This is a genomic window from Streptomyces sp. AM6-12, from assembly GCF_044327085.1.
Taxonomy (GTDB): domain Bacteria; phylum Actinomycetota; class Actinomycetes; order Streptomycetales; family Streptomycetaceae; genus Streptomyces.
Genome location: NZ_JBIQWN010000001.1, coordinates 4,603,159 through 4,628,659 on the forward strand (window position 1 = coordinate 4,603,159; position 25,501 = coordinate 4,628,659).

The window sequence follows — 25,501 nt, forward strand, 5'->3', positions numbered from 1 at the left end:
CCGCGAGCGGCATGCGCTACGACTCCCCGCTGGCCGCGGTGGGCAACACCCCTCTGGTGCGCCTGCCGCGGCTGTCGCCGTCCCCCGAGGTCCGCATCTGGGCGAAGCTGGAGGACCGCAACCCCACCGGCTCGGTCAAGGACCGGCCCGCGCTGCACATGATCGAGCAGGCGGAGAAGGACGGCCGGCTCACCCCCGGCTGCACCATCCTGGAGCCGACCTCCGGCAACACCGGCATCTCGCTGGCCATGGCGGCCAAGCTCAAGGGGTACCGGATGGTGTGCGTGATGCCGGAGAACACCTCCCAGGAGCGCCGGGACCTGCTCGGCATGTGGGGCGCGGAGATCATCTCCTCGCCGGCCGCGGGCGGCTCGAACACCGCGGTACGGGTGGCCAAGGAGCTGTCGGCCGAGCACCCCGACTGGGTTATGCTCTATCAGTACGGCAACCCGGACAACGCGGGCGCGCACTACGCCACCACCGGCCCGGAGATCCTCGCCGACCTGCCCTCGGTCACCCACTTCGTCGCGGGCCTCGGCACCACCGGCACCCTGATGGGCGTCGGCCGCTATCTGCGCGAGCACAAGCCGGACGTGCGCATCGTGGCCGCCGAGCCGCGCTACGACGACCTGGTCTACGGCCTGCGCAACCTGGACGAGGGCTTCGTCCCCGAGCTGTACGACGCCTCCGTCCTCACCACCCGCTTCTCGGTGGGCTCCGCCGACGCGGTCACCCGCACCCGTGAACTCCTCCAGCAGGAGGGCATCTTCGCGGGCATCTCCACCGGCGCCGCCCTGCACGCCGCGATCGGCGTCGGCCGCAAGGCGGTCAAGGCGGGGGAGTCCGCCGACATCGTCTTCGTCGTGGCGGACGGCGGCTGGAAGTACCTCTCCACCGGCGTCTACACGGCCGCGACCACGGAGGCCGCCATCGACACCCTCCAGGGCCAGCTCTGGGCCTGAGTTCCGGCCAGGTTACGTCTCAAGCGCTCACCAGCCCCCTCTCACGAGGGGGCTAAGCCGTTCCTATGGACGAGCAAAGAATTCCGTCCGGTACTGCCCGGTAGTCCGTCGCCGGGGCTAGGTTCCTCCCGCACCCTGTCATGTCACGTTCAGCCGACACGACGAGTGTCTGAGGTGTCATGCTCATGACTGCGTGGTCGCCGCTACGCGCGTCACGGGCTGCCAACCAGTGCGAGAAACCCCACTTCCCGATGGAGGCAGTACCCACATGCGTGAGTCACGCCCGAGCGGGCGAACCCGAAGTGCGCGAAGACTTCTGGCCGTCGCCTTTCCCGCTCTCTCCCTGACCGTCGCCGGATTCGCCGCCGCACCGACGGCCGGGGCGGCCCAGCCCGCCGTCGCGGCCCACCCGGCGACCAGCAAGGTCACCACGAACAACCAGGCGCTGACCGCCCCCCAGCGGCAGACCTTCCACTCGACCGGCAAGGCCGGGCAGAAGGTCCCCACGGCCCACCTGTGCGCCGCGGACCACACGCCGGGCCACGTGTCCTGCTTCGCCCAGCGCCGCACGGACATCAAGCAGAAGCTGGAAGCGGCGATCGCGCCCGACGCCACGCCGTCCGGTCTCTCCCCGGCCAACCTGCACAGCGCCTACAACCTGCCGACCACGGCCGGTTCGGGCATGACCGTGGGTATCGTCGACGCCTTCAACGACCCCAACGCCGAGTCGGACCTGGCCACTTACCGGTCCCAGTACGGCCTGTCCGCCTGCACCAAGGCCAACGGCTGCTTCAAGCAGGTCAGCCAGACCGGCTCCACCACCTCGCTGCCGACCAACGACAGCGGCTGGGCCGGCGAAGAGATGCTCGACATCGACATGGTCAGCGCGGTCTGCCCGAACTGCAACATCGTCCTCGTGGAGGCCAACTCGGCCACCGACGCGGACCTGGGCGCGGCCGAGAACGAGGCCGTCGCGCTGGGCGCCAAGTTCGTCTCCAACAGCTGGGGCGGCTCCGAAAGCTCCTCGCAGACCAGCGAGGACAGCCAGTACTTCAAGCACCCGGGCGTCGCGATCACCGTCTCCGCCGGTGACGAGGGCTACGGTGCCGAGTACCCGGCGACCTCCCAGTACGTGACCGCCGTCGGCGGTACCGCGCTGACCACCGCCTCCAACTCCCGTGGCTGGAGCGAGTCGGTGTGGAACACCAGCTCCACCGAGGGCACCGGCTCCGGCTGCTCGGCGTACGACCCGAAGCCGAGCTGGCAGACCGACTCCGGCTGCTCCAAGCGCATGGAGTCCGACGTCTCCGCGGTCGCCGACCCGGCCACCGGTGTGGCGGTCTACGACACCTACGGCGGCAGCGGCTGGGCGGTCTACGGCGGCACCAGCGCCTCCTCGCCGATCATCGCCAGCGTCTACGCGCTCGCGGGCACGCCGGGCTCCGGCGACTACCCGGCGAAGTACCCCTACAGCCACACCGGCAACCTGAACGACGTGACGAGCGGCTCCAACGGCTCCTGCACCACGGCGTACTACTGCAAGGCGCAGGCCGGCTACGACGGCCCGACCGGCTGGGGCACCCCGAACGGCACCACCGCCTTCACCGCGGGCGGCAGCACCGGCGGCAACACCGTCTCCGTCACCAACCCGGGCAACCAGTCCACCACGACCGGCAGCTCCGTCAGCCTCTCGATCAAGGCGTCGGACAGCGCGGGCGCGGCCCTGACCTACAGCGCCTCCGGCCTGCCGACCGGCCTGTCGATCAACAGCTCCACCGGCGTGATCTCCGGTACCGCGTCCACCGCGGGCACCTACCAGGTCACCGTGACGGCGACCGACTCCACCGGCGCCACCGGCTCCACCTCCTTCACCTGGACCGTGAGCACCAGCGGCGGTGGCGGCGGCTGCTCCTCGACGCAGCTGCTCGCCAACCCCGGCTTCGAGTCGGGCAACACCGGCTGGACCGCCTCCAGCGGCGTCATCACCAACGACAGCGGTGAGGCCGCCCACTCCGGTTCGTACAAGGCGTGGCTGGACGGCTACGGCACCTCGCACACCGACTCCCTGGCCCAGTCGGTGACGATCCCCGCGGGCTGCAAGGCGACCCTCTCCTTCTACCTGCACGTCGACACCGCGGAGACCAGCACCAGCACCGCGTACGACAAGCTGACGGTCACCGCCGGTTCGACCACCCTGGCCTCGTACTCGAACCTGAACCAGTCCACGGGCTACGTGCAGAAGACCTTCGACCTGTCCTCGCTGGCGGGCCAGACGGTCACCCTGAAGTTCAACGGCGTGGAGGACTCCTCGCTCCAGACCAGCTTCGTCGTGGACGACACGTCCCTGACCACCAGCTGATCACCCGCGCCACCCGGACCACCTGAACCACCCTGCGATCCCGCACGCGGAACTCCGCGTGCGGGATCCGTTCGTTGGCCGGTACTTTGCCCCGTGGCGGGATCCGTCCGGGGCCGCGGTACGTCCCATCCGTACCAGGCGGGCCGACCGGCGGCCCCGCAGAAAGGCGGTCCCCCCCCATGCGCCGTACGACACTTCTCGCCCTCGCGGCCACCCCGCTGCTCCTCGCGGGCTGCGGCACCCACACCAGCTCCACCGGCAGCGCGAAGGTCTCCCCGGCCCCCGGCGGCCCGGTGTGCCGCAACCAGGTGCGGCTGACGGCGGCCGACAGCGGCCGTACCCTCTGCCTGGCCAAGGGCGGAGAGATACGGCTCAGCCTCGGCGGCACCAAGGAACGCCCCTGGAAGCCGGTCACCGTCACCGGCGGCGCCCTCAAGCCGGTCAACTCCGGCCTCGTCATGCGGCCGGGCAATGCCGAGGCCGCCTACCAGGCGAGCGCGCCGGGCACCGGAAAACTCACGTCCTCCCGCCCCATGTGCGCCACCGACCCCGGCCAGATGTCCTGCAAGGGCATCCAGGAGTGGACGGTCACCGTGATGGTGAAAAGCAACTGACGCGCCGCTAACGGGCGAGGTGGCGCACCTGGTCCCACAGGACCGGGTCGACCACTCCCACCCGGCGGCGGAAGTCGCTCACCGGCACCTCGCGCAGCTCGTCGGTCTGGAGGAAGCTCGGGCGGCCCCGCGCGTCGCCCACCGCGCCGGGCGGCAGCGGGATCACCCCGGCGCGCTCGTCGTGGTACTTGGTGGTGATCTTCGCGACCATGGCCCGGTCCCCGCGCACCGCCAGCACCAGGCAGGGCCGGTCCTTGACCTCCGCGCGGTCCTCGTACGGCACGTTCGCCCACCAGATGTCACCGGGTGACGGGAGCCCGCCGTGCCCCGGCGGCGCGTGCCGCTCCCTGGTGCCGGCCCGGCCCGGTGGCCGCAGCCGCCGCCCGCCGGGCCGGCGCCCGCGGCCCCACCCGTCGATGACCGAGGCCACCAGCGCGAGCAGCACCACCGCGGCGAGCGCCAGCCACCAGGACGTGTCCATACGACGACGTTACCGGCGCGCGGCCGAAGACGCGCGCCCTTGTACGGATCCCGTGCGCCCCTGGGGCCAGCCGAACCGGTGACAGCACAGGTGAGTTCGCCCACAACGGCCCCTGGCGAAGGAGCGGCCCGCCGCCGGGCGCCGTACGCTCGACGGACCGCACGACCCCCGTCAGCCCTTTCCGAGGTGCCCTGTCCCTGTGGGGCCCTCGGCCCACCTGTCTTCGCCTACGGAGGTTTCTGCTTCATGAAGCTCACCGTCGTCGGCTGCTCGGGGTCGTTCCCGTCCGCGGAATCGGCCTGTTCGAGCTACCTCGTCGAGGCCGACGGCTTCCGGCTGCTTCTCGACATGGGCAACGGCGCCCTGGGCGAGTTGCAGCGCCACTGCGGTCTCTACGACCTCGACGCGATCTTCCTCAGTCATCTGCACGCCGATCACTGCATCGACATGCTCGGGTACTTCGTGGCGCGCTACTACCGCCACGACGGCGGCCGCTGCCCCGCGCTGCCGGTCTACGGCCCCGAGCGCACCGAGCACCGTCTGACCACGGCGCACGGCGACACGCCCGCCGCCTCCTCGATGGGCGAGGTCTTCGACTTCCGCACCGTCAAGCCGGCCACGTTCGAGATCGGCCCCTTCACGGTGCACACCGACCGGGTCCGCCACCCCGTGGAAGCGTTCGGCATCCGCATCGAGCACGGGGGCAGGTCCCTCACGTACTCCGGGGACACCGGGGTCACCCCCGTACTGGACGAGTTGGCCCGCGACGCCGACCTGTTCCTGTGCGAGGCGGCGTTCACGTACGGCAAGGAGGACATCCCCGACCTCCATCTCAACGGCCGCGAGGCCGGCGAGACCGCCACCCGCGCCGCCGCCCGCCGCCTGGTCCTGACCCACATCGCCCCCTGGACCGACCCGGAGGTCAACCTCCGCGACGCCCGCGCGGCCTTCGCCGGCCCGGTGGATCTGGCGGCACCGGGCGCGGTGTACGAGGTCTGAGGGACGGTACGACAGGACGAGGGCCCCGGAACCTTCAAGGTTCCGGGGCCCTCGTCTCGCGCGGGTACTACTTGGCCTCGGCCTTCTGGAGTTCGGCGAGTTCCTCGTCGGACTCACGGCCCGGAGTGGGCAGGTTGAACTTGGTGATGGCGAAGCGGAAGACGACGTAGTACACGGCGCCGAAGCACACGCCGACCAGGGCCAGGCCCCACGGGTTGCTGGCTATGCCCAGGTTCAGCAGGAAGTCGATCGCGCCGGCGGAGAAGCCGAAGCCGTCCTTCATACCCAGCGCCCAGGTCAGCGCCAGCGAGACACCGGTGAGCACCGCGTGGATCGCGTACAGGGCCGGCGCGATGAACATGAACGTGAACTCGATGGGCTCCGTGACACCGGTGACGAAGGACGTCAGCGCGAGCGAGAGCATCATGCCGCCGACGACCTTGCGGCGCTCGGGGCGGGCGCAGTGCACGATGGCGAGGCAGGCGGCCGGCAGGCCGAACATCATGATCGGGAAGAAGCCGGTCATGAACTGGCCCGCGGTCGGGTCGCCGGCCAGGAAGCGGGCGATGTCGCCGCTCTTGCCGTGGTACTCGCCGGCCTGCAGCCAGGGGAAGGAGTTCAGCAGGTGGTGCATGCCGATCGGGAGCAGCGCGCGGTTGGCGACACCGAAGATGCCCGCGCCGACCGCGCCCGAGCCGACCAGCCACTCGCCGAAGTTGTGCAGACCCGTGCCGAGGATCGGCCAGATGTAGCCGAAGACGATGCCGAGCACCAGACCGGCGAAGGCCGAGAGGATCGGGACGAGCCGGCGGCCGCCGAAGAAGCCCGCCCAGTCGGGCAGCTTGGTGCGGTAGAAGCGCTGGTAGATCAGGGCGACGACGAGGCCCATCACCACGCCGCCGAGGACCTTGGCGTCCGCCGGGGCGTTGACCATGACCACCTTGCCGTCGACGGCGGTGGCCACCTTCGGCAGGCTCTTGTCGGTGAACGTGCCCAGGACGTTCTTGAAGACCAGGTAGCCGACGACCGCGGCGAGCGCCGTCGAGCCGTCCGACTTCTTCGCGAAGCCGATCGCGATGCCGACCGCGAACAGCAGCGGCATGTTGTCGAGGATGGCGTTGCCGCCCGCCGCCATGAAGGACGCGATCTTCGTCAGGAACGCCGGGAAGTCCGGGCGGCCCAGCATGTCGGTGTTGCCGAGGCGGACCAGGAGGGCGGCGGCCGGCAGTACCGCCACCGGCAGCATCAGGCTGCGGCCGATGCGCTGCAGCACGGCCATCACGCCGGCGCCCTTCTTCTTCTCGGCCGCCGGAGCGGTGGTCGCCGTGGTCACGTGTTCCTCCAGTAGGCAAGGCGCCGCCCGGGAACCATGGAAGGGGACGGCAGCGTCTCTGGTCTACACCACTTACTGGTGTAGACCTGTTGTAGCACGATGAAGGTGCCATAAGGAACCGCGAATTCCGCGACGGGAGCGCTACGCGCGGTGGCCGCCGGCCAGGGGGTCCGGCGGTGTCAGAGTTCCGCCGCGTCCTCGGTCTCCGCCTCCGGCTCACGGCCCGGCGTCCTGAGGTCGAACCGGGTGATGGCGAAGCGGAAGACCGCGTAGTAGACCACCGCGAAGCACAGGCCGATCGGGATGATCAGCCAGGGCCTGGTCGCCAGGTGCCAGTTGATGACGTAGTCGATCAGCCCCGCCGAGAAACTGAAGCCGTCGTGCACTCCCAGCGCCCACGTCACCGCCATGGACACCCCGGTGAGCACCGCGTGGACCGCGTACAGGACCGGCGCGATGAACATGAACGAGTACTCGATCGGCTCGGTGATCCCCGTGACGAACGACGTCAGCGCCACCGACAGCATCAGCCCGCCGACCTCCTTGCGGCGGTGCGGCTTCGCGCAGTGCGTGATCGCCAGCGCCGCGGCCGGCAGCGCGAACATCATGATCGGGAAGAAGCCCGAGGTGAACTGCCCCGCGTGCGGATCACCCGCCAGGAACATGCTGATGTCGCCGTGCACCACCGTCCCGTCCGGCTGCCGGTAGCTGCCGAACTGGAACCAGATGGGCACGTTCAGGAACTGGTGCAGGCCCACCACCAGCAGCGCCCGGTTGGTGACGCCGAACAGCCCGGCCCCCCACGCCCCGGCCGCGTGCAGCCAGCGGCTGAAGCTCTCCAGCCCCGCGCCGATCGGCGGCCACACCCACAGGCACAGCGCCGCGAACAGGATGGCCGTGAACGCCATCAGGATCGGCACCAGGCGTCGCCCGTTGAAGAAGCCGAGCCAGTCCACCAGCCGCGTCCGGTGGAACCGCGCCCACAGGAACGCGGCCAGCAGACCCAGCACGATCCCGCCGAAGACCCCCGGGTTCTGGAAGGTGAACGCCGCCACCGTCCCGTCCCCGGCCCGGCAGCCGATCCCCGGCAGCGTCCTCGAACCGGCCGGGCAGTCCGCCGGGAACTGGTGCAGCACTCCGTAGTAGACGAGGAAGCCCGCGACCGCCGCGAGCGCCGTCGAGCCGTCCGCCTTCTTCGCCATGCCGATCGCCACGCCCACGCAGAACAGCAGCGGCAGCCCCAGCGAACCGTCCAGCAGCGCCCCGCCCGCACCCCGCGTCACCTTCGCGACCGTCGTCCAGCCCAGCCCGCCGGCGCCCACCACCCCCGGCTGCCCGAGCCCGATCAGCAGACCCGCGGCCGGCAGCACCGCGATCGGCAGCTGAAGGCTGCGCCCCATCTTCTGCATGCCCTGGAACAGCCGGCCCCAGCGCTGCCGCGCCACGCTCCCCTCGCTCATGGGCGTCCTCCGGCCACTCGACGGCCACTCGACTCGGCGCGGTTTGGCGACCGTCCCCCCGCTGGTGTAGACCAGTTGCCCGGACGGTTCCGCTGTCGTGATCGCCATCCTTCGGCACGGACGGCATGACCGCTCGCGAAGATGGGCCAACTGTGGGTTACTGCGACTAAGCGGTTCGGATCAGGGAGAAGCAACATGGCCAGCAAGGCTGAGAAGATCGTCGCCGGCCTCGGCGGGATCGACAACATCGAGGAGATCGAGGGCTGCATCACCCGGCTGCGCACCGAGGTGTCCGACCCCTCGCTGGTGGACGACGCCGCCCTGAAGGCCGCCGGCGCCCACGGCGTCGTCAAGATGGGTACCGCCGTGCAGGTCGTCATCGGCACCGACGCCGACCCGATCGCCGCGGAGATCGAAGACATGATGTGAGACCCGGATCCGGCCGGGATTCACCGGTAAGGGGCTCCTCCCGACGCGGGAGGAGCCCCTTCCGCATCTACGGCTAGGCTCCATGCCATGTCTCGCATCGACGGCCGTACCCCCGATCAGCTCCGCCCGGTCACCATCGAACGCGGATGGAGCAAGCACGCCGAGGGCTCCGTCCTCGTCTCCTTCGGCGACACCAGGGTCTTCTGCACCGCCTCCGTCACCGAGGGCGTCCCGCGCTGGCGCAAGGGCAGCGGTGAGGGCTGGGTCACCGCGGAGTACTCCATGCTGCCCCGCGCCACCAACACCCGCGGCGACCGCGAGTCGGTCAAGGGCCGCATCGGTGGCCGCACCCACGAGATCTCCCGGCTCATCGGCCGCTCGCTGCGCGCCGTCATCGACTACAAGGCGCTCGGCGAGAACACCATCGTCCTCGACTGCGACGTCCTCCAGGCCGACGGCGGCACCCGCACCGCGGCCATCACCGGCGCGTACGTCGCCCTCGCCGACGCGGTCACCTGGGCGCGCGGCAAGAAGCTGATCAAGGTCGGCCGGCAGCCGCTGACCGGCACGGTGAGCGCGGTCTCCGTCGGCATCGTCGGCGGCGTCCCCCTTCTCGACCTGTGCTACGAGGAGGACGTGCGCGCCGAGACCGACATGAACGTCGTCTGCACCGGCGACGGCCGCTTCGTCGAGGTCCAGGGCACCGCGGAGGCGGAGCCCTTCGCCCGTGACGAGCTGAACGCGCTGCTCGACCTCGCGGTCGGCGGCTGCGACGCGCTGGCCGCGCACCAGCGGGCGGCCCTGGCGGACACGCTCGCCCCGTAACGGGCAACCCGGTGGCCCCTCCCCGCGTCCTACCTCTACGCAGCGCAGCGACATCCCTGGGGAGGGGAACACCATCATGGCCGCCAGCCGAGGCCGTCTCGCCGTCATCGCGGCGACCGCCGTGCTCACCGCCGGTCTCGTCGGCGGCTGCGACGCCGCGCACAAGGCGATGGACTGCGTGCACACCGCCGACACCATCGCCGACAGCGTGACGCGCCTCCAGCAGGCGGTGGAGAACGCCGCGCACGATCCGGAGCAGGCCGATTCCGCGCTCGACGCGATCGAGAGGAACGTGCGGAAGATCGGGGACAGGACGGACGACGCCGACGTCAACGAGGCGGTCGACGATCTCGACAAGGCCGTGGGGAACGTGCGTACGGCCATCCGCAACGGGGACCGGACGCCGGACGTGGGGCCGGTGACGGACGCGGCGGGGGAGCTGACGAAGGGGTGCGCGAAGTAGTCGGGTGCGGGTCCGCCCTGGCTAGTCGCGCAGTTCGCGGCGCCCCTTCAGGGCGCGTTTGCCCGCCTTGCGCTCCACCCCCACCCCGCCCCAGAACGCGAACCCCCCGATGATCACCCTCGGGGCGCCCGGTTCCTCGGTGAAACCCTCGTCCCGCGGGTGTTCGAACGCGCCCATGATGCCGAGGCCCCGGACGACGACCTCGACGCCCGGCGGCACGGTCACCTGCACGCCGCCCATGATCGCCACGACGTTGATCTCCACCTCGCGGTCGGCGAAGTCCGCGTCGCGCAGGTCGATGTCGGCGCCTCCCATGAAGGCGAGGCAGTTGAAGCGCTTGGGCACGGTCCAGCGGCCCTTGCGCTCGAAGCCGGACAGGATGGCGACGCCGCCCGAGGAGGTGCCCGCGCCGCCGACGATGCGGGAGGCCCAACTGCCTTCCGCCACCGGCTGCTTGGTGAAGGAGACCGGCGCGGGGGCCGCGCTCGCGGGCAGATCGCGGGTGAGCGGGGCCAGCTCGCCGTACGTACGCGCCCGGTACGCCGCCTCCAGCCGTTCCTCGAACTCGCCCATGTCGAGGCGCCCTTCGGCGAGGGCGTCGCGCAGCACCTCGGCGATCCGTTCCCGGTCGGCGTCGGAGGCGCGGAGTTCCGGACGTGCGTCGTCGGTCATGGCAGCAGCCTACGAGACCACCTTCTCCGCGTACATCTTGGCGATGACGGCCTCGATGTCCGGCTCCCGCACCGACAGGTCCACCAGCGGATAGCGCGCCGCGAGATCGGCGACCAGCGGCGCCGCCGACCGCCCGGCCGGGAACGCCAGCCACTGCCGGGGCCCCTCCACCCGTACCACCCGCGCCGACGGCACATCCACCGGCGGCAGCTCCCGCTCCAGGTCCACCACCAGGGTCCGCTCGCTCTCCCCGGCCTCGTGCAGCCCGGTGAGCGGACCGTCGTACATCAGCCGGCCGTGGTCGATCACCATCACCCGGGAGCACAGCTGCTCTATGTCCTGGAGGTCGTGCGTGGTCAGCAGCACGGTCGTACCGCTCGCGGCGTTCAACTCCCGCAGGAAGCCCCGCACCTTGGCCTTGGAGACGACGTCCAGGCCGATCGTCGGCTCGTCCAGGTACAGCACCTCCGGGTCGTGCAGCAGCGCCGCCGCGATGTCCCCGCGCATCCGCTGCCCCAGCGAGAGCTGGCGCACCGGGGTGTCCAACAGAGTGCGCAGCTCCAGGAGTTCGACCAGCCGGTCCAGGTTCTGCCGGTAACGGGCGTCCGGGATGCGGTACATGCGGTGCGCGAGCCGGTACGAGTCGAGCAGCGGCAGGTCCCACCACAGCGTGGTGCGCTGCCCGAACACCACCCCGATCCGGTGCGCGAGACGCCGGCGCTCGCGCGAGGGGTCGATGCCCGCGACCCGCAGCCGGCCCCCGCTCGGCGTCAGGATGCCGGTCAGCATCTTGATCGTGGTCGACTTGCCCGCGCCGTTCGGCCCGATGTAGCCCACCATCTCCCCGCGCGCCACGGTGAACGACAGCGAGTCCACCGCCCGTACCTCGTGCCGCTCCCGCTGGAGGAAACCGGTCTTGCGGCGCACCGAGAAGACCTTCTCCACCTCCTCCAGCGCGATGAAGTCGTCCCTGACGTCCATGAGGTCCTAGCTCCCTGTGCTCCGGTACGAACGAAGTCCCGCCCGCCAGGCCAGCCCGGCCAGCGCGCAGCAGGCCGCCGCCACCAGCGGGGTCGTCCAGGCCAGCCAGCCCGGCAGGTCCAGCGGATAGGGCCGCCCGAGGATGTAGCTCGCGGGCAGCCAGTTGACGAAGGCCAGCGGCAGCACGAACGTCACCCCGCGCACCAGGTCCTTCCCGAACACCGTCGGCGGGTACTGGAGCAGCGTCGTACCGCCGTACGTGAAGGCGTTCTGCACCTCGGCCGCGTCCTGCGCCACGAACTGGAAGGCCGCCCCGGCCACGAACACCGCGCAGAAGATCCCGCAGCCGGCGAGCACCGCCAGCGGCATCAGCAGCACCCGGCCCGCGCTCCAGTCGACGTCCAGCCGGGTCAGCGCCCAGCCCAGCACCAGCGAGCCCTGGGCCAGCCGGCCCAGGCGCCGCAGCGCGAACCGGTCCGCCGCCACCTGCGCCAGTACCGGCGCGGGCCGCACCAGCAGCGCGTCCAGCGTGCCGTCCCGCAGCCGCCGCCCCAGCCGGTCCATCGAGCCGATCACCAGGTCCGCCAGGCCGAAGGAGACCGCCGACAGGCCGTACAGGAACGCCACCTCGGGCAGCGACCAGCCGCCGAGGGCACGCACCCGCGAGAACATCAGCATGATCGCGACGAAATCGAAGAAGGTCGCCGCGAAACTCCCGAACGTGGTCATCGCGAACGACGCCCGGTACGCCATCGTGGACCGGATCCACATCCCGGCGATCAGCCCGTACGCCCGCGCGCCCTCGGCGAGCCGCCCGCGCTCAGCCACCCTGCACCACCACCCGCCGCGTCGCCACCGACTGGAGCAGCCGCCCGGCCCCGAGCAGCACCACGGCCCACGCCCCCTGGAACAGATAGGTGCGCACCGGGTCACCGTGCCCGAGCAGGATGTCCGCCGGCGCCTGGAGGAGCGAGGACCAGGGCAGGGCGCGTACGACGGTGCCGAGCACCCCCGGAAACACGTTCAGCGGCAGCAGCATCCCCGAGCAGAAGTAGCCGAGCAGCCACGTCATCTGGTTCACCCCGGTGCCGTCCAGCAGCCAGAACGCGCTGAGCGCCACCAGATAGCGCAGGCCGAAGCCGACCAGCATCGCCAGCAGCACGGCCAGCAGGAACGCGGCCCAGGTGCCCGGAGCCGACGGCAGGTACGCCGGGAAGACCAGCGCGCCGAAGACGAACGGCACCACGCCCCGCCCCAGCAGCTGGAAGAACGCCCGGCCGAGGTCGGCGGCCAGCCACCACAGCTGGAGGTCGGCCGGCCGGTACAGGTCGATCGCCACGTCCCCCGTGCGGATGCGTTCCATCAGTTCGTCCTCGACGCCCCCGCCACTGATCGCGAGCGTCGACAGGAAGGCCTGCCCCAGCCACACAAAGGTGACGGCCTGCGCCTGGTCGTATCCCCCCAGATGCGGTTTCAGGTCCCATAGGGCCTTGTAGGTGTAGACGAGAATGAGCCCGAAGACCGTATTGGTGAAGACCCCTGCCGCAGTAGCGGCCCTATACGTCGCGTACCGTCTGAATCCCCCTAACGCCACGGCCGCGTACAACCGTCCCGCGCCCACGTCAGTCGACCTCCTCGGACCGCTCGACACCGAAGCGCAGGAGCCTAGTCCGGAGGCCCGGCGGCCTGCCACGCATTTTGTGGCCGAAGCGTGCCGGAATCCGGGAACGGAACGCCAGGTGCGAGAGTCTTCAGACTGGGGGGCCGCAGAAGGCGTACGGGAACGTACGACGCGAAACAGGAGTCCGTGCACGACATGAGCGACGAGCCACAGCCGCAGCAGCCGAAGGAAGGCGTGGCACCGGATAAGCCGCTGCCGGCTGCGAGGCCCGGGAGCCCGACGCCGGGATCCCCCACCACCCCCTCGCAGGGGGCCGGACGGGTGAAGGACACCGAGGAGCAGGGGAGGCCGGAGAAGCCCGAGGAGTCCGGGAAGGCCGAGGGGGCCGCGGGGACCGGAAGGTCCGGGGGGCGGGCCGAGGGCGCCCGCGGGACCGAGGGTCCCGGCAAGAGCTCCGGCAAGGCCGGGGCCGCCGGGAAGGCGCAGGGCGCCGACGAGACCCGAGGGGCGGGCAGGAGCCAGGGCGCGGCCGCGGGTGGGGACACGCCCGCCGGTGACCGGGACGCCGCCCGCGACGCGGACGCGGCGACGGCCGACGGGGCGCGCCGTTCCGTGCCCGCGCCGCAGGACCGTACGGCCTCCATCGCCCGTGCCCGGCAGGCGGCGCGGGACGCCCGCACCGACAAGGGCGGGGCCCCGGCCGCCGAGGGCACCGACGAGCGCGGTGACTCCGGCGAGCCGTCCGGCACCGGCAAGCCGCAGGTGCCCGGCGCGCGTACGCCCGAGCAGCCGGCCGAGAGCACCCAGGTGCTGCGCCGGGTCACGCCGCCGCGGGAGTCCCAGGGCTCCGGGAAGCCCGGTCAGCCTGGCAAGTCCGGTCAGTCCGGTCAGTCCGGTCAGTCCGGTCAGTCCGGTCAGTCCGGTCAGTCCGGCAAGTCGGGCAAGTCCGGCCAGAACCCGCCGGCGCCCGAGACCACCCAGGTGCTCCGCCGTGTCAGCGCCCCGCGCCAGGGCGAAACGGGCGGCCCCGCCACGGCGGGTACGGCCGCGACCGGCCCCACCCCCCACACGACCGGCTCCCGGCCGGGCGCCGCCCGCGCGGCAGGCGCGGCCGCCGCCGGTGCCGCCGGTGCCACGGCCGCCGCCGGCACCGCGAAGGCGGCGGGCACGGCCGGAGCCGCGGGCGCCGCGGGCCTCGCCGGTGCCGCGAACGCCGCGAACTCCGCGACCACCGCCAACGGCGCCGCCGCCGGCCCCCGTACCGCGACCGGCTCCGGCCCGACGCCCCCCTCCGCCGCGGACACCACCACCGCCTCCGGCGCCGACGACGGCAAGGGCAAGGGCAAGAAGAAGGCCAAGAAGCCCAAGCGCACCGGATGGCGGCGCCTCCTGCCGACCTGGAAGATGGTGCTCGGCGGCTTCGTCTTCGTCGTGCTCGCGGTCATCGGGCTGTTCTTCGTGGGCTACTCCCTCGTCGACATCCCGCCCGCCAACGCCCTCGCCACCAAGCAGGCGAACGTCTACCTCTACGCCGACGGCTCCCAGATCGCCCGCGACACCCGCGACAGCCAGGTCAACCGGGAGAAGGTCACCCTCTCCGAGGTCTCCAAGGACGCCCAGCACGCCGTACTGGCCGCCGAGGACCGCGACTTCTACACCGAGTCCGCCGTCGACCCCAAGGCGATGCTCCGCGCGGCCTGGAACACCGCGACCGGCAAGGGCAAGCAGTCCGGCTCCACGATCACCCAGCAGTACGTGAAGAACTACTACCTGGGCCAGGAGCAGACGGTCACCCGCAAGGCCAAGGAATTCTTCATCTCGATCAAGCTCGACCGGAACAAGTCCAAGGACGAGATCCTGGAGGGCTACCTCAACACCAGCTACTTCGGCCGCAACGCCTACGGCATCCAGGCCGCCGCCCAGGCCTACTACGGCCGCGACGCCAAGGACCTCGACCCGGCCCGCGCCGCCTACCTCGCCGCGCTCGTCAACGCGCCCAGCGAGTACGACGTCGTCGCACACCCGGAGAACAAGTCCGCGGCCGTGGCCCGCTGGAACTACGTCCTGGACGGCATGGTCAAGCAGGGCTGGCTCAGCCAGTCCAAGCGCGCCGGGATGAAGTTCCCGATGCCGAAGGAGCAGACGCTGTCCACCGGCATGTCCGGCCAGCGCGGCTACCTCGTGGACGCCGTCAAGCACTACCTGATCGCCAACCACATCCTCGACTCCGACCAGTTGGAGGCCGGCGGCTACCGCATCACGACCACCATCCAGAAGGACAAGCAGGACGCCTTCGTCAAGGCGGTGGACGACCAGCTCGTGTCCAAGCTGGACAAGAAGAACAACAAGGTCGACAGCTACGTCCGGGCCGGCGGCGCCTCCGTCGACCCGAAGACCGGCCAGGTCGTCGCGATGTACGGCGGCATCGACTACGTGAAGCAGTACACCAACGGCGCGACCCGCGGTGACTTCCAGGTCGGCTCCACCTTCAAGCCGTTCGTCTTCACCTCCGCGGTGGAGAACGGGTCCACCACCCAGGACGGCCGCCGCATCACCCCGAACACCCAGTACGACGGCACCAACGAGCGCCCCGTCCAGGGCTGGAACGGCGGCGCGTACGCCCCGCAGAACGAGGACCAGAAGTCGTACGGCCAGATCACCGTCACCAAGGCCACCGACCTGTCGGTGAACGCGGTGTACGCGCAGATGGCGGTAGACGTCGGCCCGTCCAAGGTCAAGCAGACCGCGATCGACCTGGGGATCCCCGCGGACACCCCGGACCTCCAGCCGTACCCGTCCATCGCGCTCGGCCCCGCCACCGCCAGCGTCCTGGACATGGCGGAGGGGTACGCCACGCTCGCCAACCACGGCAAGCACGGCACCTACACCATGGTCAAGAAGATCACCCGCAACGGCACCGACGAGGTCAAGCTGCCCGACGCGCCCGTCAAGCAGGCCGTCAGCCGCAGCGCCGCCGACACCACCACCAGCATGCTCAAGAGCGTGGTCCAGGGCGGCACCGCCACCGCCGCGCAGGCCGCGGGCCGTCCGGCGGCCGGTAAGACCGGTACCGCGGAGAACGACACCGCCGCCTGGTTCGCCGGCTACACCCCCGACCTCGCCACGGTGGTCTCCGTGATGGGCCAGGACCCGGTGACGGCCAAGCACATGCCGCTGTACGGCGCGCTCGGCCAGGCCCGGATGAACGGTGGCGGCCCGCCCACCCAGATCTGGGCCCAGTACACCCACGACGCGCTGAAGAACAGCCCGGCCTCGTCCTTCGACCTCCAGCTCCAGGAGGGCGCGAACCAGACGCAGCCGCCCGCCCCCGGCGACCCCAGCTCCTCCGCCACCACGGGCGGCGGCGACACCGGCGCCTCCACCGAGCCGGGCGACAGCACCAGCGGCGGCCCCACCGACGGCGGCACCACCGGTACCGCGACCGACGGCGGCGCGACGACCGGCGGTGACACCACCGGTGACACCACGGGCGGCGACACCACGGGCGGCGGCACGACCGGCCCCGACCCGGCCACCGTCGGCGGCGGCACGGGCGGCGATACCACCACGGGCGGCGGCGGCACCGCGGCGGGCGGCGCACCCGGCGGCGGTGGCACGGGCACGGGTGGCGGCGGTGCGGCCGCGGGCGGCGGCACGGGCACCGCCGCCGGGGGCGGCCCCGGCGGCGGCCCCGGCACCTGAGTCACGCCCGCGCTAGCTGCTGGTCGCCTTCAGTCCCACCACGGCGACCAGCAGCAGACACACGAAGAAGATCCGGGCGGCGGTGACCGGCTCGCCGAGCACCACCATGCCGAGCACCGCCGCCCCGGCCGCGCCGATACCGACCCACACCCCGTAGGCGGTACCGATGGGCAGGGAGCGGGCGGCGCAGGACAGCAGCAGCATGCTGGCGATGATCCCGGCACCGGTGAGCACACTGGGCAGCGGCCGGGTGAAACCCTCGCTGTACTTCATCCCGATCGACCAGCCCACTTCCAGCAGACCGGCCACGACAAGCAGAACCCAGGCCATGACGGCACCTCCGAGACGTACGGCGTTTCTCTTCCGGTGCGTCGTCTTTGCCTGCATCCCGGTACGGCGCGTCTCGTCGGGCTCGCCTTCGAAGCTAGCAAAACCACGCGGAGGAGGGCTGGTGACCATGGTCACCAGCCCTCCTCCGCGTTCTTCCGGCCCGTTACGGCCTCACAGATAGAGCCCGGTCGAGTCCTCGGACCCCTCGAAGCGGTCCGCGGCCACGGCGTGCAGGTCGCGCTCGCGCATCAGGACGTACGCCACGCCCCGCACCTCGACCTCGGCCCGGTCCTCCGGGTCGAACAGGACGCGGTCGCCGGGCTCCACGGTCCGGACGTTCTGGCCGACCGCGACGACCTCGGCCCAGGCCAGCCGGCGGCCGACCGCCGCGGTGGCGGGAATCAGAATGCCGCCGCCCGACCGCCGCTCGCCCTCACCGGTCTCCTGCTTGACCAGCACCCGGTCGTGCAGCATCCGGATGGGCAGCTTGTCGTGCTGCGGGGTGCTCTGCTCGTGTCTCTTGGCGCTCACACCTCGAACCTACCTGCCTTCGACGCGCCCGTGACCCGCTGGGTGGCCGTCCTGCCCGGTGCTTCCGGTTCAGCGCCCGCGCTTGCGGGACAGGGCGACGAGGCCCACCACCCCGGCCACCACGAGCGCGACCGGCACGACCCGCTCCGCGCGCAGCCGGCCGTCCTCGTCCGTGAACTGCGCCCTGACCTCGCTCACCACCCGGTTGACCTGCACATACGCGCGTCCCACGGTGTGATCGATGTTCGCTACGGCCTTGGCCTTCGCGTCCCCGACGATCGTCTTCGGGTGCACCCGCACCCCGATCTCGTCGAGCGTCTCGGCCAGCACTTCGCGGCGGCGCCTGATGTCCGCCTCGATCTGCGCCGGGGTTCTGGTGTCCGCCGTGTCCGCCACCGTACGGCCTCCGAAGTCTGCCGAAATCTGCTGTCCTGTTCCGGACAGTCTGTCAGCTCCAGCCCGAGCCGCACCGCAAGGGGCCCCGGTTACGCTGGTCCGATGAGCGAGCGACTCCAGCCGGGGGACGTGGCCCCCGCCTTCACCCTCCCGGACGCCGACGGTAACGAGGTCTCCCTCGCGGACCACAAGGGCCGCAAGGTCATCGTGTACTTCTACCCCGCGGCGCTTACCCCGGGCTGCACCAAGCAGGCCTGCGACTTCACCGACAACCTCGACCTGCTGGCCGGCGCCGGCTACGACGTCATCGGCATCTCCCCGGACACCCCGGAAGAGCTGGCCGCGTTCCGCGAGAAGGAGTCCCTCAAGGTCACCCTCGTCGCCGACCCCGACAAGAAGGTCGCCGAGTCCTACGCCGCCTACGGCGAGAAGAAGAACTACGGCAAGACCTACCTGGGCATCATCCGCTCCACGATCGTCGTCGACGAGGACGGCAAGGTCTCCCACGCCTTCTACAACGTCCGCGCCACCGGCCATGTAGCGAAGATCATCAAGGATCTGGGCATCTGAACCCGCTGCCCGGCCGCTAGCATGGCCGGGCAGCACCAGGCGGCCGTGGTGGAATTGGCAGTCACGCTGGGTTTAGGTCCCAGTGGGGTAACTCCCGTGAGGGTTCGAGTCCCTCCGGCCGCACCAGAGTTGAGCCGTGGGCGGGATCAGCCGAGCAGTTCCCGCACCACCGGTACCAGCGCGCGGAACGCCTTGCCGCGGTGACTGATGAGGTTCTTCTCGGCGGCGGTCAGTTCGGCGCAGGTGCGGGTGTCGCCCTCGGGCTGGAGGATCGGGTCGTAGCCGAAGCCGTTGGTGCCGGCGGGCTCGTGCCGCAGGGTGCCGAGCAGCCGGCCCTCCACCACGCGCTCCGTGCCGTCCGGCAGGGCAAGGGCGGCGGCGCAGGCGAAGTGGGCCGCGCGGTGTTCGGCGGCGATGTCGGAGAGCTGGGCGAGGAGCAGGTCGAGGTTGGCCTTGTCGTCGCCGTGCCGGCCGGCCCAGCGGGCGGAGAAGATGCCGGGCGCGCCGTTCAGGACGTCCACGCACAGGCCGGAGTCGTCGGCGACCGCGGGCAGCCCGGTGGCCCGCGCCAGGGCGTGCGCCTTGAGCAGAGCGTTCTCGGCGAAGGTGACGCCGGTCTCCTTGACGTCGGGGATCTCGGGGAAGGCATCGGCCCCGACCAGCTCATGGGGCAGCCCGGCGTCGGCCAGGATGGCCCTCAGCTCGGTGATCTTTCCGGCGTTGCGGGTGGCGAGGATCAGGCGGGTCATGCCGCCCAGTATTCCTCCCGGCCACCCCTGACCGCCGCAGGCCTCCCCCTCGCCGCCACGGCCGCCCGTCACGGACGCCTGCCGCCGACCGCCGGCACCTGCCGCGCCGTCTGCTTCCGCCGCCAACGCCCGTCGTGTCCGCCTGCGGTGGTCCGGCGCCCATCGCGCTCGCCTGCGGTGGTCCGGCGCCTGTCGTGCTCGCCTGTGGTCCGGCGTCCGTCGTGTCCGGCCCCCGGGCCGGCCCTCACAGCTCCGTCTGCCCGCCGCCCTTCAGGGTGCGCAGGTCGAAGACCCTGGCCATCGTGGCGAAGCCGAGGTCGCTGGGGTGCAGATGGTCGCCGGAGTCGTAGTCGGGGCGTAGGCGGCGCGGGTCGTACGGGTCGCGCAGGGCCTTGTCGAAGTCGGCCACCGCGTCGTACACCCGGCCCGCGCGGATCTGCGCGTTGATCTGCTGCCGTACGGCCTCCCGCGCGGGCGTCCAGCCCCGGTGGCCCCGGAACGGCATCAGGGTCGCCCCGACGACCTTCAGCCCGCGCGCGTGCGCCTCGCGGACCAGGGTGCGCAGACCGGCGAGGACGCGGTCGGGGCCGTCGAGGTGCGGGTCGCGCAGGATGTCGTTGATGCCGAGGTCGATGACGACCACCCTGACGCCGGTCCGGGAGAGCGCGTCGCGCCCGAAGCGGCCGAGCCCGCTCTGGTTCTCCGCGGGGCGGCCGAGCCCGTCGGCGAGGACCTGGTTGCCGCTGATGCCCTCGTTGACGACGCTGTAGCGCGGCAGCCGCTCCCCGCCGGCGAGCGCCGAGCGCAGCCGGTCGCCGAGGACGTCGGGCCAGCGGCGGTTGGCGTCGACGGTGGAGGTGATGCCGTCGGTGATGGAGTCGCCGAAGACGACGACCGTGCCGTCGGCCTCGTCGCCGAGCACGTCCAGCGCGGTCAGGTACCGCCAGTACGGCGTCCGTTGGGTGTAGGGCTCGCCGGTGGAGTCCTCGGTGCGGTCCCCGGTGGCGACGTACGAGGTCTGCTGCGCGTGCGGGTGGTAGGTGACCGGCCCGGAGGGGGTGGGGGAGTACGTGGTGACGAGGACGTCCGTGCCATGGGGTACGACCAGGCGCACCGCGTCGCTGACGACCTGTTCGCCCGCGGGTATGACGACGCCGGTGGCGCCGCCGAAGGTGAGCCGCCGCATGGTGTCCGCGTCGGCCGCCGCGGTGGCGTCCCCGGCGGACAGCGCGATCGTGGCGTGGGTGATGTCCAGCGGTGTCTGGCCGTAGAGGTTGGACAGCGTGATCCGGGCACTCGTACCCCCGGCGTCCGCGTGGACGACGTTGCGCACGGAGCGGCCCGCGAGGCCGGCCGTCTCGGTGCCCGGCTCGCCGCCGACGGGGGCGCTCGCCCAGGAACCGACCCAGGTGCCGGCGGAGACGGGCGCGGCGGAGCCGTGGTGCGGGCGGTCGTCGGCGAGGGTGCCGCCGGCGGTGTGGTCGCCGGCCGCCGCGGTGACGTAGATCCCGGCGCTGACGGCCACCACCAGGGCGACGAGCCCGCAGAGCAGGGCGAGGTACTTCGCGCGGTGCGGGCGCGGTGTGCTGGGGTCCTGTGTGCTGGGATGCGGTGCGCGGGGCTCCTCGGGGCTCCCGTCCTGCCGGCTGGTCACGCTGGTGCCGTTCTCCTCGGGCGAGGGAGCTCCGGGCTCCGGTCTTGATGAGTCCATGATGCTTCATGGGCCGGGCCGGACATCCGGCCCCCTGGGTGCAAGCCCCCGCCGGAACAGACGCCGGGAACTCCTGTTCCGTTCCGGGAGTCGGTCAGGAGAGGACAATTGTGCGCGGGATCACCGAACGGGTGGAGCTGATGGAACCTACCGAGACCGAGACCGAGACCGCCGGGCCGGCCGCGTCGTACCGGACGATGACGGCCTTCACCCCGGCCGACGAGGAGCGTCGGCGCGGAGTGCGGCGCATGAAGCTCACCGCGACGGGCCTGCTGCTGTTCGTGGCCGTGGTCTACGTCCTGTCCAAGCTGGCCGGGAACGCGGGCGCCGGGGCCTGGGCGGACTACGTCTCCGCGGCGGCGGAGGCCGGCATGGTGGGCGCGCTGGCGGACTGGTTCGCGGTCACCGCACTCTTCCGCCACCCCCTCGGGCTGCCGATCCCGCACACCGCGATCATCCCGACCAAGAAGGACCAGCTGGGCGTCTCACTGGGCGAGTTCGTGGGCGAGAACTTCCTCTCCCAGGACGTCGTACGGCAGCGGCTGCGCGCCGTCGGCATCGGCGCCCGGCTGGGCGCGTGGCTGGCCGAGCCGGAGCACGCGGACCGGGTGACGGCGGAGCTGGCGACCGCGCTGCGCGGCGCGCTCACGGTGCTGCGGGACTCGGATGTGCAGGCGGTGGTGGGGGAGGCGATCACCCGGCGGGCCGGGGCGCGGGAGATCGCGCCGGGGCTCGGCAAGATGCTGGAGAAGGTCGTCGCGGACGGCGGTCACAAGCGCGCCGTGGACCTGGTGGTCTCGCGGGCCCACGACTGGCTGGTGCTGCACGGCGACAACGTGATGGGCGCCGTGCAGGGTGGGGCGCCCGGCTGGACCCCGCGGTTCGTGGACCGCAAGGTCGGCGAGCGGGTCTACAAGGAGCTGCTGCGCTTCTGCGCGGAGATGCGGGACATGCCGTCCCATCCGGCGCGCGGCGCGCTGGACCGTTTCCTCACCGACTTCGCCTCCGATCTCCAGTCGGACACGGAGACCCGCGCGCGGGTGGAGCGGCTCAAGGGCGAGGTGCTGGGCCGCGGCGAGGTGCAGGACCTGATCGCGTCCGCGTGGACGGCCGTACGGTCGATGATCGTCGCGGCGGCGGAGGACGAGCGCAGCGAGCTGCGGACGCGGCTGCGGTCGGCGCTGCTGTCCCTGGGCGCGCGGATGGCGGCCGAGCCGAAGATGCAGGAGAAGGTGGACAGCTGGCTGGAGGGCGCGGCGGTGCATGTCGTGACGACCTACCGGGCGGAGATCACCTCTCTGATCACGGACACGGTGGCGGGCTGGGACGCCGAGCACACCACCCGGAAGATCGAGGCGCACATCGGGCGTGATCTGCAGTTCATCCGGATCAATGGCACGGTGGTGGGATCACTGGCGGGACTGCTGATCTTCACCGTGTCGCGGGCGGTGGGCGGCTGACGCGGCGTCGTCCGGCGCCTGGAACCGCGGCGCGGGGGTATCCGTCGTCCTGCCGTCCCTCCGCTTCGGGGGGCGTCCTCGACGAGGAGGGAGCCGATGACAGGAGCCGAGAAGGCGTCGCGGGGAGTCGGTGAGCCGGGCGGGACCGGCCGGACGGGTGAGGGTGGCGTTCCGGCGGGCGACCGCGGCCGGGTGGGTGAGGGTGGCGTTCCGGCGAGTGGCGGCGGGCGGGCCGGTGATGCTGGGCGGGCGGGTGGCGGTGGGCGGACCATCAGCACCGACATCCCGGCCCGTCTCGACCGCCTCCCGTGGTCCCGCTGGCACTGGACGATCGTGATCGGCCTGGGCACCGTATGGATCCTGGACGGCCTGGAGGTCACGGTCGTCGGCAACATCGCCAGCCGTCTGGCCGAACCGGGCAGCGGCCTGTCGATCACATCCGGCCAGATCACCGGCGTGGCCGCCGCGCTGTACGTCGCGGGCGCGTGCGTCGGCGCCCTGTTCTGGGGCCGGCTGACCGACCGTTACGGCCGCAAGAAGCTGTTCATGATCACCCTCGGGGTGTACCTGGTGGCAACGGCCCTGACCGCCGTCTCCTGGGAAGCCTGGTGGTTCTTCCTCTTCCGCTTCCTGACCGGCTTCGGCATCGGCGGCGAGTACGCGGCGATCAACTCCGCGATCGACGAGCTGATCCCGGCCCACTACCGCGGCCGCGTCGACCTGATGATCAACGGCAGCTTCTGGCTGGGCGCGGTGGGCGGCTCGCTGCTGTCCGTCGTCGTGCTGAACACCGGCCTGCTGCCGGTGAACGTGGGCTGGCGGCTGACCTTCGCGCTGGGCGCCGTACTCGCGCTGGTGATCCTGCTGGTACGACGGCACGTCCCGGAGAGCCCGCGGTGGCTGCTGATCCACGGCCGGGACGAGGAGGCGGAGGAGATCGTCGCCGGCATCGAACAGCAGGTGGAGGCGGAGAAGGGCACCCGGCTGCCGGCGGTGGACGCGCACCTGAGCATCCACCAGCGCAAGAGCGTCACCTTCGGGGAGATCGCCCGCACGGTCTTCGGCCAGTACCGCAAGCGCGCGGTGCTCGGCTTCTCCCTCTTCATCGGGCAGGCGTTCCTGTACAACGCGATCACCTTCGGCTTCGGCGCGATCCTGACGAAGTTCTTCGGGGTGCCGACGGACCGTACCGGCTACTACTTCGCGGTCATCGCCGTCGGAAACTTCTTCGGCCCGCTGTTGCTGGGCAAGCTGTTCGACACGGTCGGCCGCCGGGTGATGATCTCCTCGACCTACCTGCTGTCGGGCCTGCTGCTGTTCGGCACGGCGTGGCTGTTCGACCGGGGCGCGCTCGACGCGACGACGCTGACGGCGTGCTGGTGCGTGGTCCTCTTCTTCGCCTCGGCGGGCGCGTCCAGCGCGTATCTGACGGTGTCGGAGATCTTCCCGATGGAGACGCGCGCGATGTCCATCGCCTTCTTCTACGCCCTGGGCACGGCGGCCGGCGGCGTCAGCGGCCCGCTGCTGTTCGCCGACCTCACCGGCACCGGCAGGGTCGGCGACACGGTCCTGGCCTTCTCCATCGGGGCGGCGCTGATGTGCGCGGCGGGCCTGGTGGCGGCGGCACTGGCGGTACGGGCGGAACGGCGCTCGCTGGAGGACGTGGCGAGGCCGCTGACCGCGGTGGAGGGGTGACGGCGGGGGAGTGACGGCGGGGGAGGGGTGACGGGGCTGGGGCTGGGCGCTGGGACGAGCAGAGGGCTGGGCTTACGGCGCACCCGGCGACGCCTCTGCCCGTCCGTCCCGCCGGCTCCTCAGGCGTTGCGGTCGGCGACGGCCCAGGAGGCGAGGGCGACGGCACCGGCGACGCCGAGGACGGAGGGCCAGGCGCCGACCTTCTTCGCGAGCGGGTGGGAGCCGGCGAAGGCGCCGACGTAGACGGCGGTGAGCGCGCCCGCGGCGGTGTTCCCGGCCTGCTTGCGCCACTGCTGCGCGGCGGCGGCACCGGCTACGGCGAGCACGGCCCCGCCGAGCGGCCGCCTCTTCGTCCACCGGGCGACTCCGTACCCGCCGACGAGCCCGCTCGCGGCGACGAAAGCGCTGGGGATCCTGGCCATGTATGCCTCCGAATGTCGTAGAGGAGGCCGAGGCTAACGCGCAGGCGGAGACGCTTACCTAACCTGAGTCGAGGGTTGTCAACTTTCCGTCTCCGAGCTATATAAATAGTCATAGGGCATCGCACCAGCACCTGAGGAAGGGAGTGACCCGTGATGCTCATGCGCACCGACCCGTTCCGCGAATTCGACCGACTCGCGCAGCAGGTCCTCGGCAGCACCGCCCGTCCGGCCGCGATGCCGATGGACGCGTACCGTGCCGGTGACGAATTCCTGGTCCACTTCGACCTCCCCGGCGTCGATCCGGAGACGATCGAGCTGGACGTCGAGCGCAACGTCCTCAATGTCCGCGCCGAGCGCCGCAGCCCCGCCCCCGAGAACGCGGAGACGCTGGTCACCGAGCGGCCGACAGGCACCTTCACCCGCCAGCTCTTCCTCGGTGACACCCTCGACACGGACCGCATCGACGCCTCCTACGAGTCCGGCGTCCTGACGCTGCGCATCCCGGTCGCCGAGCAGGCGAAGCCGCGCCGTATCCAGATCACCGGCGGGACCCCCTCCCGCAAGCAGATCGCCGGCTGACACCCCCCGACGCGGGGCGGGACCCGGACCTCCGGAACCCCGGAGGCCCGGAGGTCCCGCCCCGCGCCGGGCCGTCCGGCCCCGAATTCCGCCCACCCGTCCCGGCCTGCCCGCCCCGCGACGGGGTACCGAACCTCTGGATCAACCGGACGCCCGG

At 71.6% G+C, this 25,501-nt stretch carries 25 protein-coding genes, 1 tRNA gene and 1 riboswitch; of the genes, 13 read left to right on the top strand and 13 right to left on the bottom strand.

Going from position 1 to position 25,501, the window contains the following annotated elements; all coding sequences use genetic code 11:
* Positions 1–11 precede the first annotated feature (11 nt).
* The 3 genes from ACE4Q9_RS20870 (at position 12) to ACE4Q9_RS20880 (ending at position 3,935) form a co-directional block, all read left to right on the top strand.
* On the top strand, positions 12–962 hold the full coding sequence (locus ACE4Q9_RS20870) for a PLP-dependent cysteine synthase family protein (RefSeq protein ID WP_397985741.1): 951 nt from the start codon (positions 12–14) through the stop codon (positions 960–962).
* 268 nt (positions 963–1,230) lie between these two features.
* Positions 1,231–3,321: a putative Ig domain-containing protein gene (locus ACE4Q9_RS20875; RefSeq protein ID WP_397985742.1), complete on the top strand. Its 2,091-nt coding sequence runs from the start codon at positions 1,231–1,233 to the stop codon at positions 3,319–3,321.
* A 179-nt stretch (positions 3,322–3,500) separates the two neighbouring features.
* Positions 3,501–3,935, top strand: coding sequence for a hypothetical protein (locus tag ACE4Q9_RS20880; protein ID WP_397985743.1), 435 nt, complete (start codon positions 3,501–3,503; stop codon positions 3,933–3,935).
* 7 nt (positions 3,936–3,942) lie between these two features.
* Here the strand turns inward: ACE4Q9_RS20880 and ACE4Q9_RS20885 are convergent, their stop codons facing one another.
* Positions 3,943–4,416: a type II toxin-antitoxin system PemK/MazF family toxin gene (locus ACE4Q9_RS20885; RefSeq protein WP_397985744.1), complete on the bottom strand. Its 474-nt coding sequence runs from the start codon at positions 4,414–4,416 to the stop codon at positions 3,943–3,945.
* Between the two features lie 246 nt (positions 4,417–4,662).
* On the opposite strand from ACE4Q9_RS20885, the gene ACE4Q9_RS20890 reads away from it, so the two are divergent.
* Positions 4,663–5,415 carry an MBL fold metallo-hydrolase gene (locus ACE4Q9_RS20890; RefSeq protein WP_397985745.1) on the top strand — a complete coding sequence of 251 codons (753 nt, stop codon included), beginning with the start codon at positions 4,663–4,665 and terminating at the stop codon, positions 5,413–5,415.
* Between the two features lie 67 nt (positions 5,416–5,482).
* Here ACE4Q9_RS20890 and ACE4Q9_RS20895 read toward each other — a convergent pair whose 3' ends face one another.
* Both ACE4Q9_RS20895 and ACE4Q9_RS20900 read right to left on the bottom strand, forming a co-directional pair.
* Positions 5,483–6,748 (bottom strand): PTS transporter subunit EIIC, encoded by a 1,266-nt coding sequence (locus tag ACE4Q9_RS20895; protein ID WP_397985746.1) that lies wholly within the window; start codon positions 6,746–6,748, stop codon positions 5,483–5,485.
* A gap of 179 nt (positions 6,749–6,927) precedes the next feature.
* Entirely contained in the window at positions 6,928–8,208 is a 1,281-nt protein-coding gene (locus tag ACE4Q9_RS20900; RefSeq protein WP_397985747.1) for a PTS transporter subunit EIIC, read from the bottom strand.
* A 195-nt stretch (positions 8,209–8,403) separates the two neighbouring features.
* Here ACE4Q9_RS20900 and ACE4Q9_RS20905 point away from each other — a divergent pair, with 195 nt between their 5' ends.
* The 3 genes from ACE4Q9_RS20905 to ACE4Q9_RS20915 all read left to right on the top strand — a co-directional run bounded on the left by ACE4Q9_RS20905 (position 8,404) and on the right by ACE4Q9_RS20915 (position 9,925).
* Positions 8,404–8,637, top strand: a complete 234-nt coding sequence (locus ACE4Q9_RS20905; RefSeq protein ID WP_361248011.1) for a PTS glucose/sucrose transporter subunit IIB — start codon at positions 8,404–8,406, stop codon at positions 8,635–8,637.
* Positions 8,638–8,724: 87 nt separating this feature from the next.
* Positions 8,725–9,462 carry a ribonuclease PH gene (rph, locus tag ACE4Q9_RS20910; protein ID WP_397985748.1) on the top strand — a complete coding sequence of 246 codons (738 nt, stop codon included), beginning with the start codon at positions 8,725–8,727 and terminating at the stop codon, positions 9,460–9,462.
* Positions 9,463–9,538: 76 nt separating this feature from the next.
* Positions 9,539–9,925: a hypothetical protein gene (locus tag ACE4Q9_RS20915; protein WP_397985749.1), complete on the top strand. Its 387-nt coding sequence runs from the start codon at positions 9,539–9,541 to the stop codon at positions 9,923–9,925.
* Between the two features lie 21 nt (positions 9,926–9,946).
* On the opposite strand, the gene ACE4Q9_RS20920 is transcribed toward ACE4Q9_RS20915, so the two are convergent.
* The 4 genes from ACE4Q9_RS20920 to ACE4Q9_RS20935 are packed head-to-tail and all read right to left on the bottom strand — an operon-like array spanning position 9,947 to position 13,199.
* Entirely contained in the window at positions 9,947–10,597 is a 651-nt protein-coding gene (locus tag ACE4Q9_RS20920) for a DUF1707 domain-containing protein (RefSeq protein ID WP_397985750.1), read from the bottom strand.
* 9 nt (positions 10,598–10,606) lie between these two features.
* Positions 10,607–11,578, bottom strand: a complete 972-nt coding sequence (locus ACE4Q9_RS20925) for an ATP-binding cassette domain-containing protein (RefSeq protein WP_397985751.1) — start codon at positions 11,576–11,578, stop codon at positions 10,607–10,609.
* Between the two features lie 6 nt (positions 11,579–11,584).
* Positions 11,585–12,349, bottom strand: coding sequence for an ABC transporter permease (locus tag ACE4Q9_RS20930; protein WP_397987278.1), 765 nt, complete (start codon positions 12,347–12,349; stop codon positions 11,585–11,587).
* Positions 12,350–12,398: 49 nt separating this feature from the next.
* Complete coding sequence (locus ACE4Q9_RS20935) at positions 12,399–13,199, bottom strand: ABC transporter permease (protein ID WP_397985752.1); 801 nt, start codon at positions 13,197–13,199, stop codon at positions 12,399–12,401.
* Positions 13,200–14,180: 981 nt separating this feature from the next.
* Here ACE4Q9_RS20935 and ACE4Q9_RS20940 point away from each other — a divergent pair.
* Positions 14,181–16,901: a transglycosylase domain-containing protein gene (locus ACE4Q9_RS20940; protein WP_397987279.1), complete on the top strand. Its 2,721-nt coding sequence runs from the start codon at positions 14,181–14,183 to the stop codon at positions 16,899–16,901.
* A 12-nt stretch (positions 16,902–16,913) separates the two neighbouring features.
* Here ACE4Q9_RS20940 and ACE4Q9_RS20945 read toward each other — a convergent pair whose 3' ends face one another.
* From ACE4Q9_RS20945 to ACE4Q9_RS20955, 3 genes are all read right to left on the bottom strand, one after another.
* Entirely contained in the window at positions 16,914–17,231 is a 318-nt protein-coding gene (locus ACE4Q9_RS20945) for a DMT family transporter (protein WP_397985753.1), read from the bottom strand.
* 35 nt (positions 17,232–17,266) lie between these two features.
* Positions 17,267–17,331: riboswitch (guanidine-III (ykkC-III) riboswitch) on the bottom strand.
* A gap of 71 nt (positions 17,332–17,402) precedes the next feature.
* Positions 17,403–17,762 carry a co-chaperone GroES gene (locus ACE4Q9_RS20950; protein ID WP_037651486.1) on the bottom strand — a complete coding sequence of 120 codons (360 nt, stop codon included), beginning with the start codon at positions 17,760–17,762 and terminating at the stop codon, positions 17,403–17,405.
* A 69-nt stretch (positions 17,763–17,831) separates the two neighbouring features.
* Positions 17,832–18,158 (bottom strand): DUF3618 domain-containing protein, encoded by a 327-nt coding sequence (locus tag ACE4Q9_RS20955; RefSeq protein ID WP_397985754.1) that lies wholly within the window; start codon positions 18,156–18,158, stop codon positions 17,832–17,834.
* A gap of 102 nt (positions 18,159–18,260) precedes the next feature.
* On the opposite strand from ACE4Q9_RS20955, the gene bcp reads away from it, so the two are divergent.
* Both bcp and ACE4Q9_RS20965 read left to right on the top strand, forming a co-directional pair.
* Positions 18,261–18,728, top strand: coding sequence for a thioredoxin-dependent thiol peroxidase (gene bcp, locus ACE4Q9_RS20960; protein ID WP_397985755.1), 468 nt, complete (start codon positions 18,261–18,263; stop codon positions 18,726–18,728).
* 39 nt (positions 18,729–18,767) lie between these two features.
* Positions 18,768–18,854 (top strand) — tRNA-Leu (locus ACE4Q9_RS20965).
* 20 nt (positions 18,855–18,874) lie between these two features.
* On the opposite strand, the gene rdgB is transcribed toward ACE4Q9_RS20965, so the two are convergent.
* Positions 18,875–19,477: an RdgB/HAM1 family non-canonical purine NTP pyrophosphatase gene (gene rdgB, locus ACE4Q9_RS20970; RefSeq protein ID WP_397985756.1), complete on the bottom strand. Its 603-nt coding sequence runs from the start codon at positions 19,475–19,477 to the stop codon at positions 18,875–18,877.
* 244 nt (positions 19,478–19,721) lie between these two features.
* A complete protein-coding gene (locus ACE4Q9_RS20975) occupies positions 19,722–21,029 on the bottom strand; it encodes an SGNH/GDSL hydrolase family protein (protein WP_397987280.1) in 1,308 nt (435 codons plus the stop codon).
* A 299-nt stretch (positions 21,030–21,328) separates the two neighbouring features.
* Here ACE4Q9_RS20975 and ACE4Q9_RS20980 point away from each other — a divergent pair, with 299 nt between their 5' ends.
* Both ACE4Q9_RS20980 and ACE4Q9_RS20985 read left to right on the top strand, forming a co-directional pair.
* Entirely contained in the window at positions 21,329–22,648 is a 1,320-nt protein-coding gene (locus ACE4Q9_RS20980) for a DUF445 domain-containing protein (protein ID WP_397987281.1), read from the top strand.
* 96 nt (positions 22,649–22,744) lie between these two features.
* Entirely contained in the window at positions 22,745–24,343 is a 1,599-nt protein-coding gene (locus tag ACE4Q9_RS20985) for an MFS transporter (protein WP_397985757.1), read from the top strand.
* Positions 24,344–24,462: 119 nt separating this feature from the next.
* Here the strand turns inward: ACE4Q9_RS20985 and ACE4Q9_RS20990 are convergent, their stop codons facing one another.
* A complete protein-coding gene (locus tag ACE4Q9_RS20990) occupies positions 24,463–24,765 on the bottom strand; it encodes a hypothetical protein (RefSeq protein ID WP_397985758.1) in 303 nt (100 codons plus the stop codon).
* 153 nt (positions 24,766–24,918) lie between these two features.
* Between ACE4Q9_RS20990 and ACE4Q9_RS20995 the strand changes: the two genes are divergently transcribed.
* Positions 24,919–25,344: an Hsp20/alpha crystallin family protein gene (locus ACE4Q9_RS20995; RefSeq protein ID WP_397987282.1), complete on the top strand. Its 426-nt coding sequence runs from the start codon at positions 24,919–24,921 to the stop codon at positions 25,342–25,344.
* The last annotated feature ends 157 nt before the right edge of the window (positions 25,345–25,501 follow it).

Excerpts from the sequence above, each read along its gene's own strand:
- ACE4Q9_RS20945 (WP_397985753.1), bottom strand. The coding sequence starts at position 17,231 with ATGGCCTGGGTTCTGCTTGTCGTGGCCGGTCTGCTGGAAGTGGGCTGG.
- ACE4Q9_RS20880 (WP_397985743.1), top strand. The coding sequence starts at position 3,501 with ATGCGCCGTACGACACTTCTCGCCCTCGCGGCCACCCCGCTGCTCCTC.
- ACE4Q9_RS20990 (WP_397985758.1), bottom strand. The coding sequence starts at position 24,765 with ATGGCCAGGATCCCCAGCGCTTTCGTCGCCGCGAGCGGGCTCGTCGGC.
- ACE4Q9_RS20885 (WP_397985744.1), bottom strand. The coding sequence starts at position 4,416 with ATGGACACGTCCTGGTGGCTGGCGCTCGCCGCGGTGGTGCTGCTCGCG.
- ACE4Q9_RS20920 (WP_397985750.1), bottom strand. The coding sequence starts at position 10,597 with ATGACCGACGACGCACGTCCGGAACTCCGCGCCTCCGACGCCGACCGG.
- ACE4Q9_RS20985 (WP_397985757.1), top strand. The coding sequence starts at position 22,745 with ATGACAGGAGCCGAGAAGGCGTCGCGGGGAGTCGGTGAGCCGGGCGGG.
- ACE4Q9_RS20905 (WP_361248011.1), top strand. The coding sequence starts at position 8,404 with ATGGCCAGCAAGGCTGAGAAGATCGTCGCCGGCCTCGGCGGGATCGAC.
- ACE4Q9_RS20870 (WP_397985741.1), top strand. The coding sequence starts at position 12 with ATGCGCTACGACTCCCCGCTGGCCGCGGTGGGCAACACCCCTCTGGTG.
- ACE4Q9_RS20900 (WP_397985747.1), bottom strand. The coding sequence starts at position 8,208 with ATGAGCGAGGGGAGCGTGGCGCGGCAGCGCTGGGGCCGGCTGTTCCAG.
- rdgB (WP_397985756.1), bottom strand. The coding sequence starts at position 19,477 with ATGACCCGCCTGATCCTCGCCACCCGCAACGCCGGAAAGATCACCGAG.
- ACE4Q9_RS20930 (WP_397987278.1), bottom strand. The coding sequence starts at position 12,349 with ATGTGGATCCGGTCCACGATGGCGTACCGGGCGTCGTTCGCGATGACC.
- ACE4Q9_RS20925 (WP_397985751.1), bottom strand. The coding sequence starts at position 11,578 with ATGGACGTCAGGGACGACTTCATCGCGCTGGAGGAGGTGGAGAAGGTC.
- ACE4Q9_RS20995 (WP_397987282.1), top strand. The coding sequence starts at position 24,919 with ATGCTCATGCGCACCGACCCGTTCCGCGAATTCGACCGACTCGCGCAG.
- ACE4Q9_RS20980 (WP_397987281.1), top strand. The coding sequence starts at position 21,329 with ATGGAACCTACCGAGACCGAGACCGAGACCGCCGGGCCGGCCGCGTCG.
- rph (WP_397985748.1), top strand. The coding sequence starts at position 8,725 with ATGTCTCGCATCGACGGCCGTACCCCCGATCAGCTCCGCCCGGTCACC.
- ACE4Q9_RS20890 (WP_397985745.1), top strand. The coding sequence starts at position 4,663 with ATGAAGCTCACCGTCGTCGGCTGCTCGGGGTCGTTCCCGTCCGCGGAA.
- ACE4Q9_RS20875 (WP_397985742.1), top strand. The coding sequence starts at position 1,231 with ATGCGTGAGTCACGCCCGAGCGGGCGAACCCGAAGTGCGCGAAGACTT.
- bcp (WP_397985755.1), top strand. The coding sequence starts at position 18,261 with ATGAGCGAGCGACTCCAGCCGGGGGACGTGGCCCCCGCCTTCACCCTC.
- ACE4Q9_RS20915 (WP_397985749.1), top strand. The coding sequence starts at position 9,539 with ATGGCCGCCAGCCGAGGCCGTCTCGCCGTCATCGCGGCGACCGCCGTG.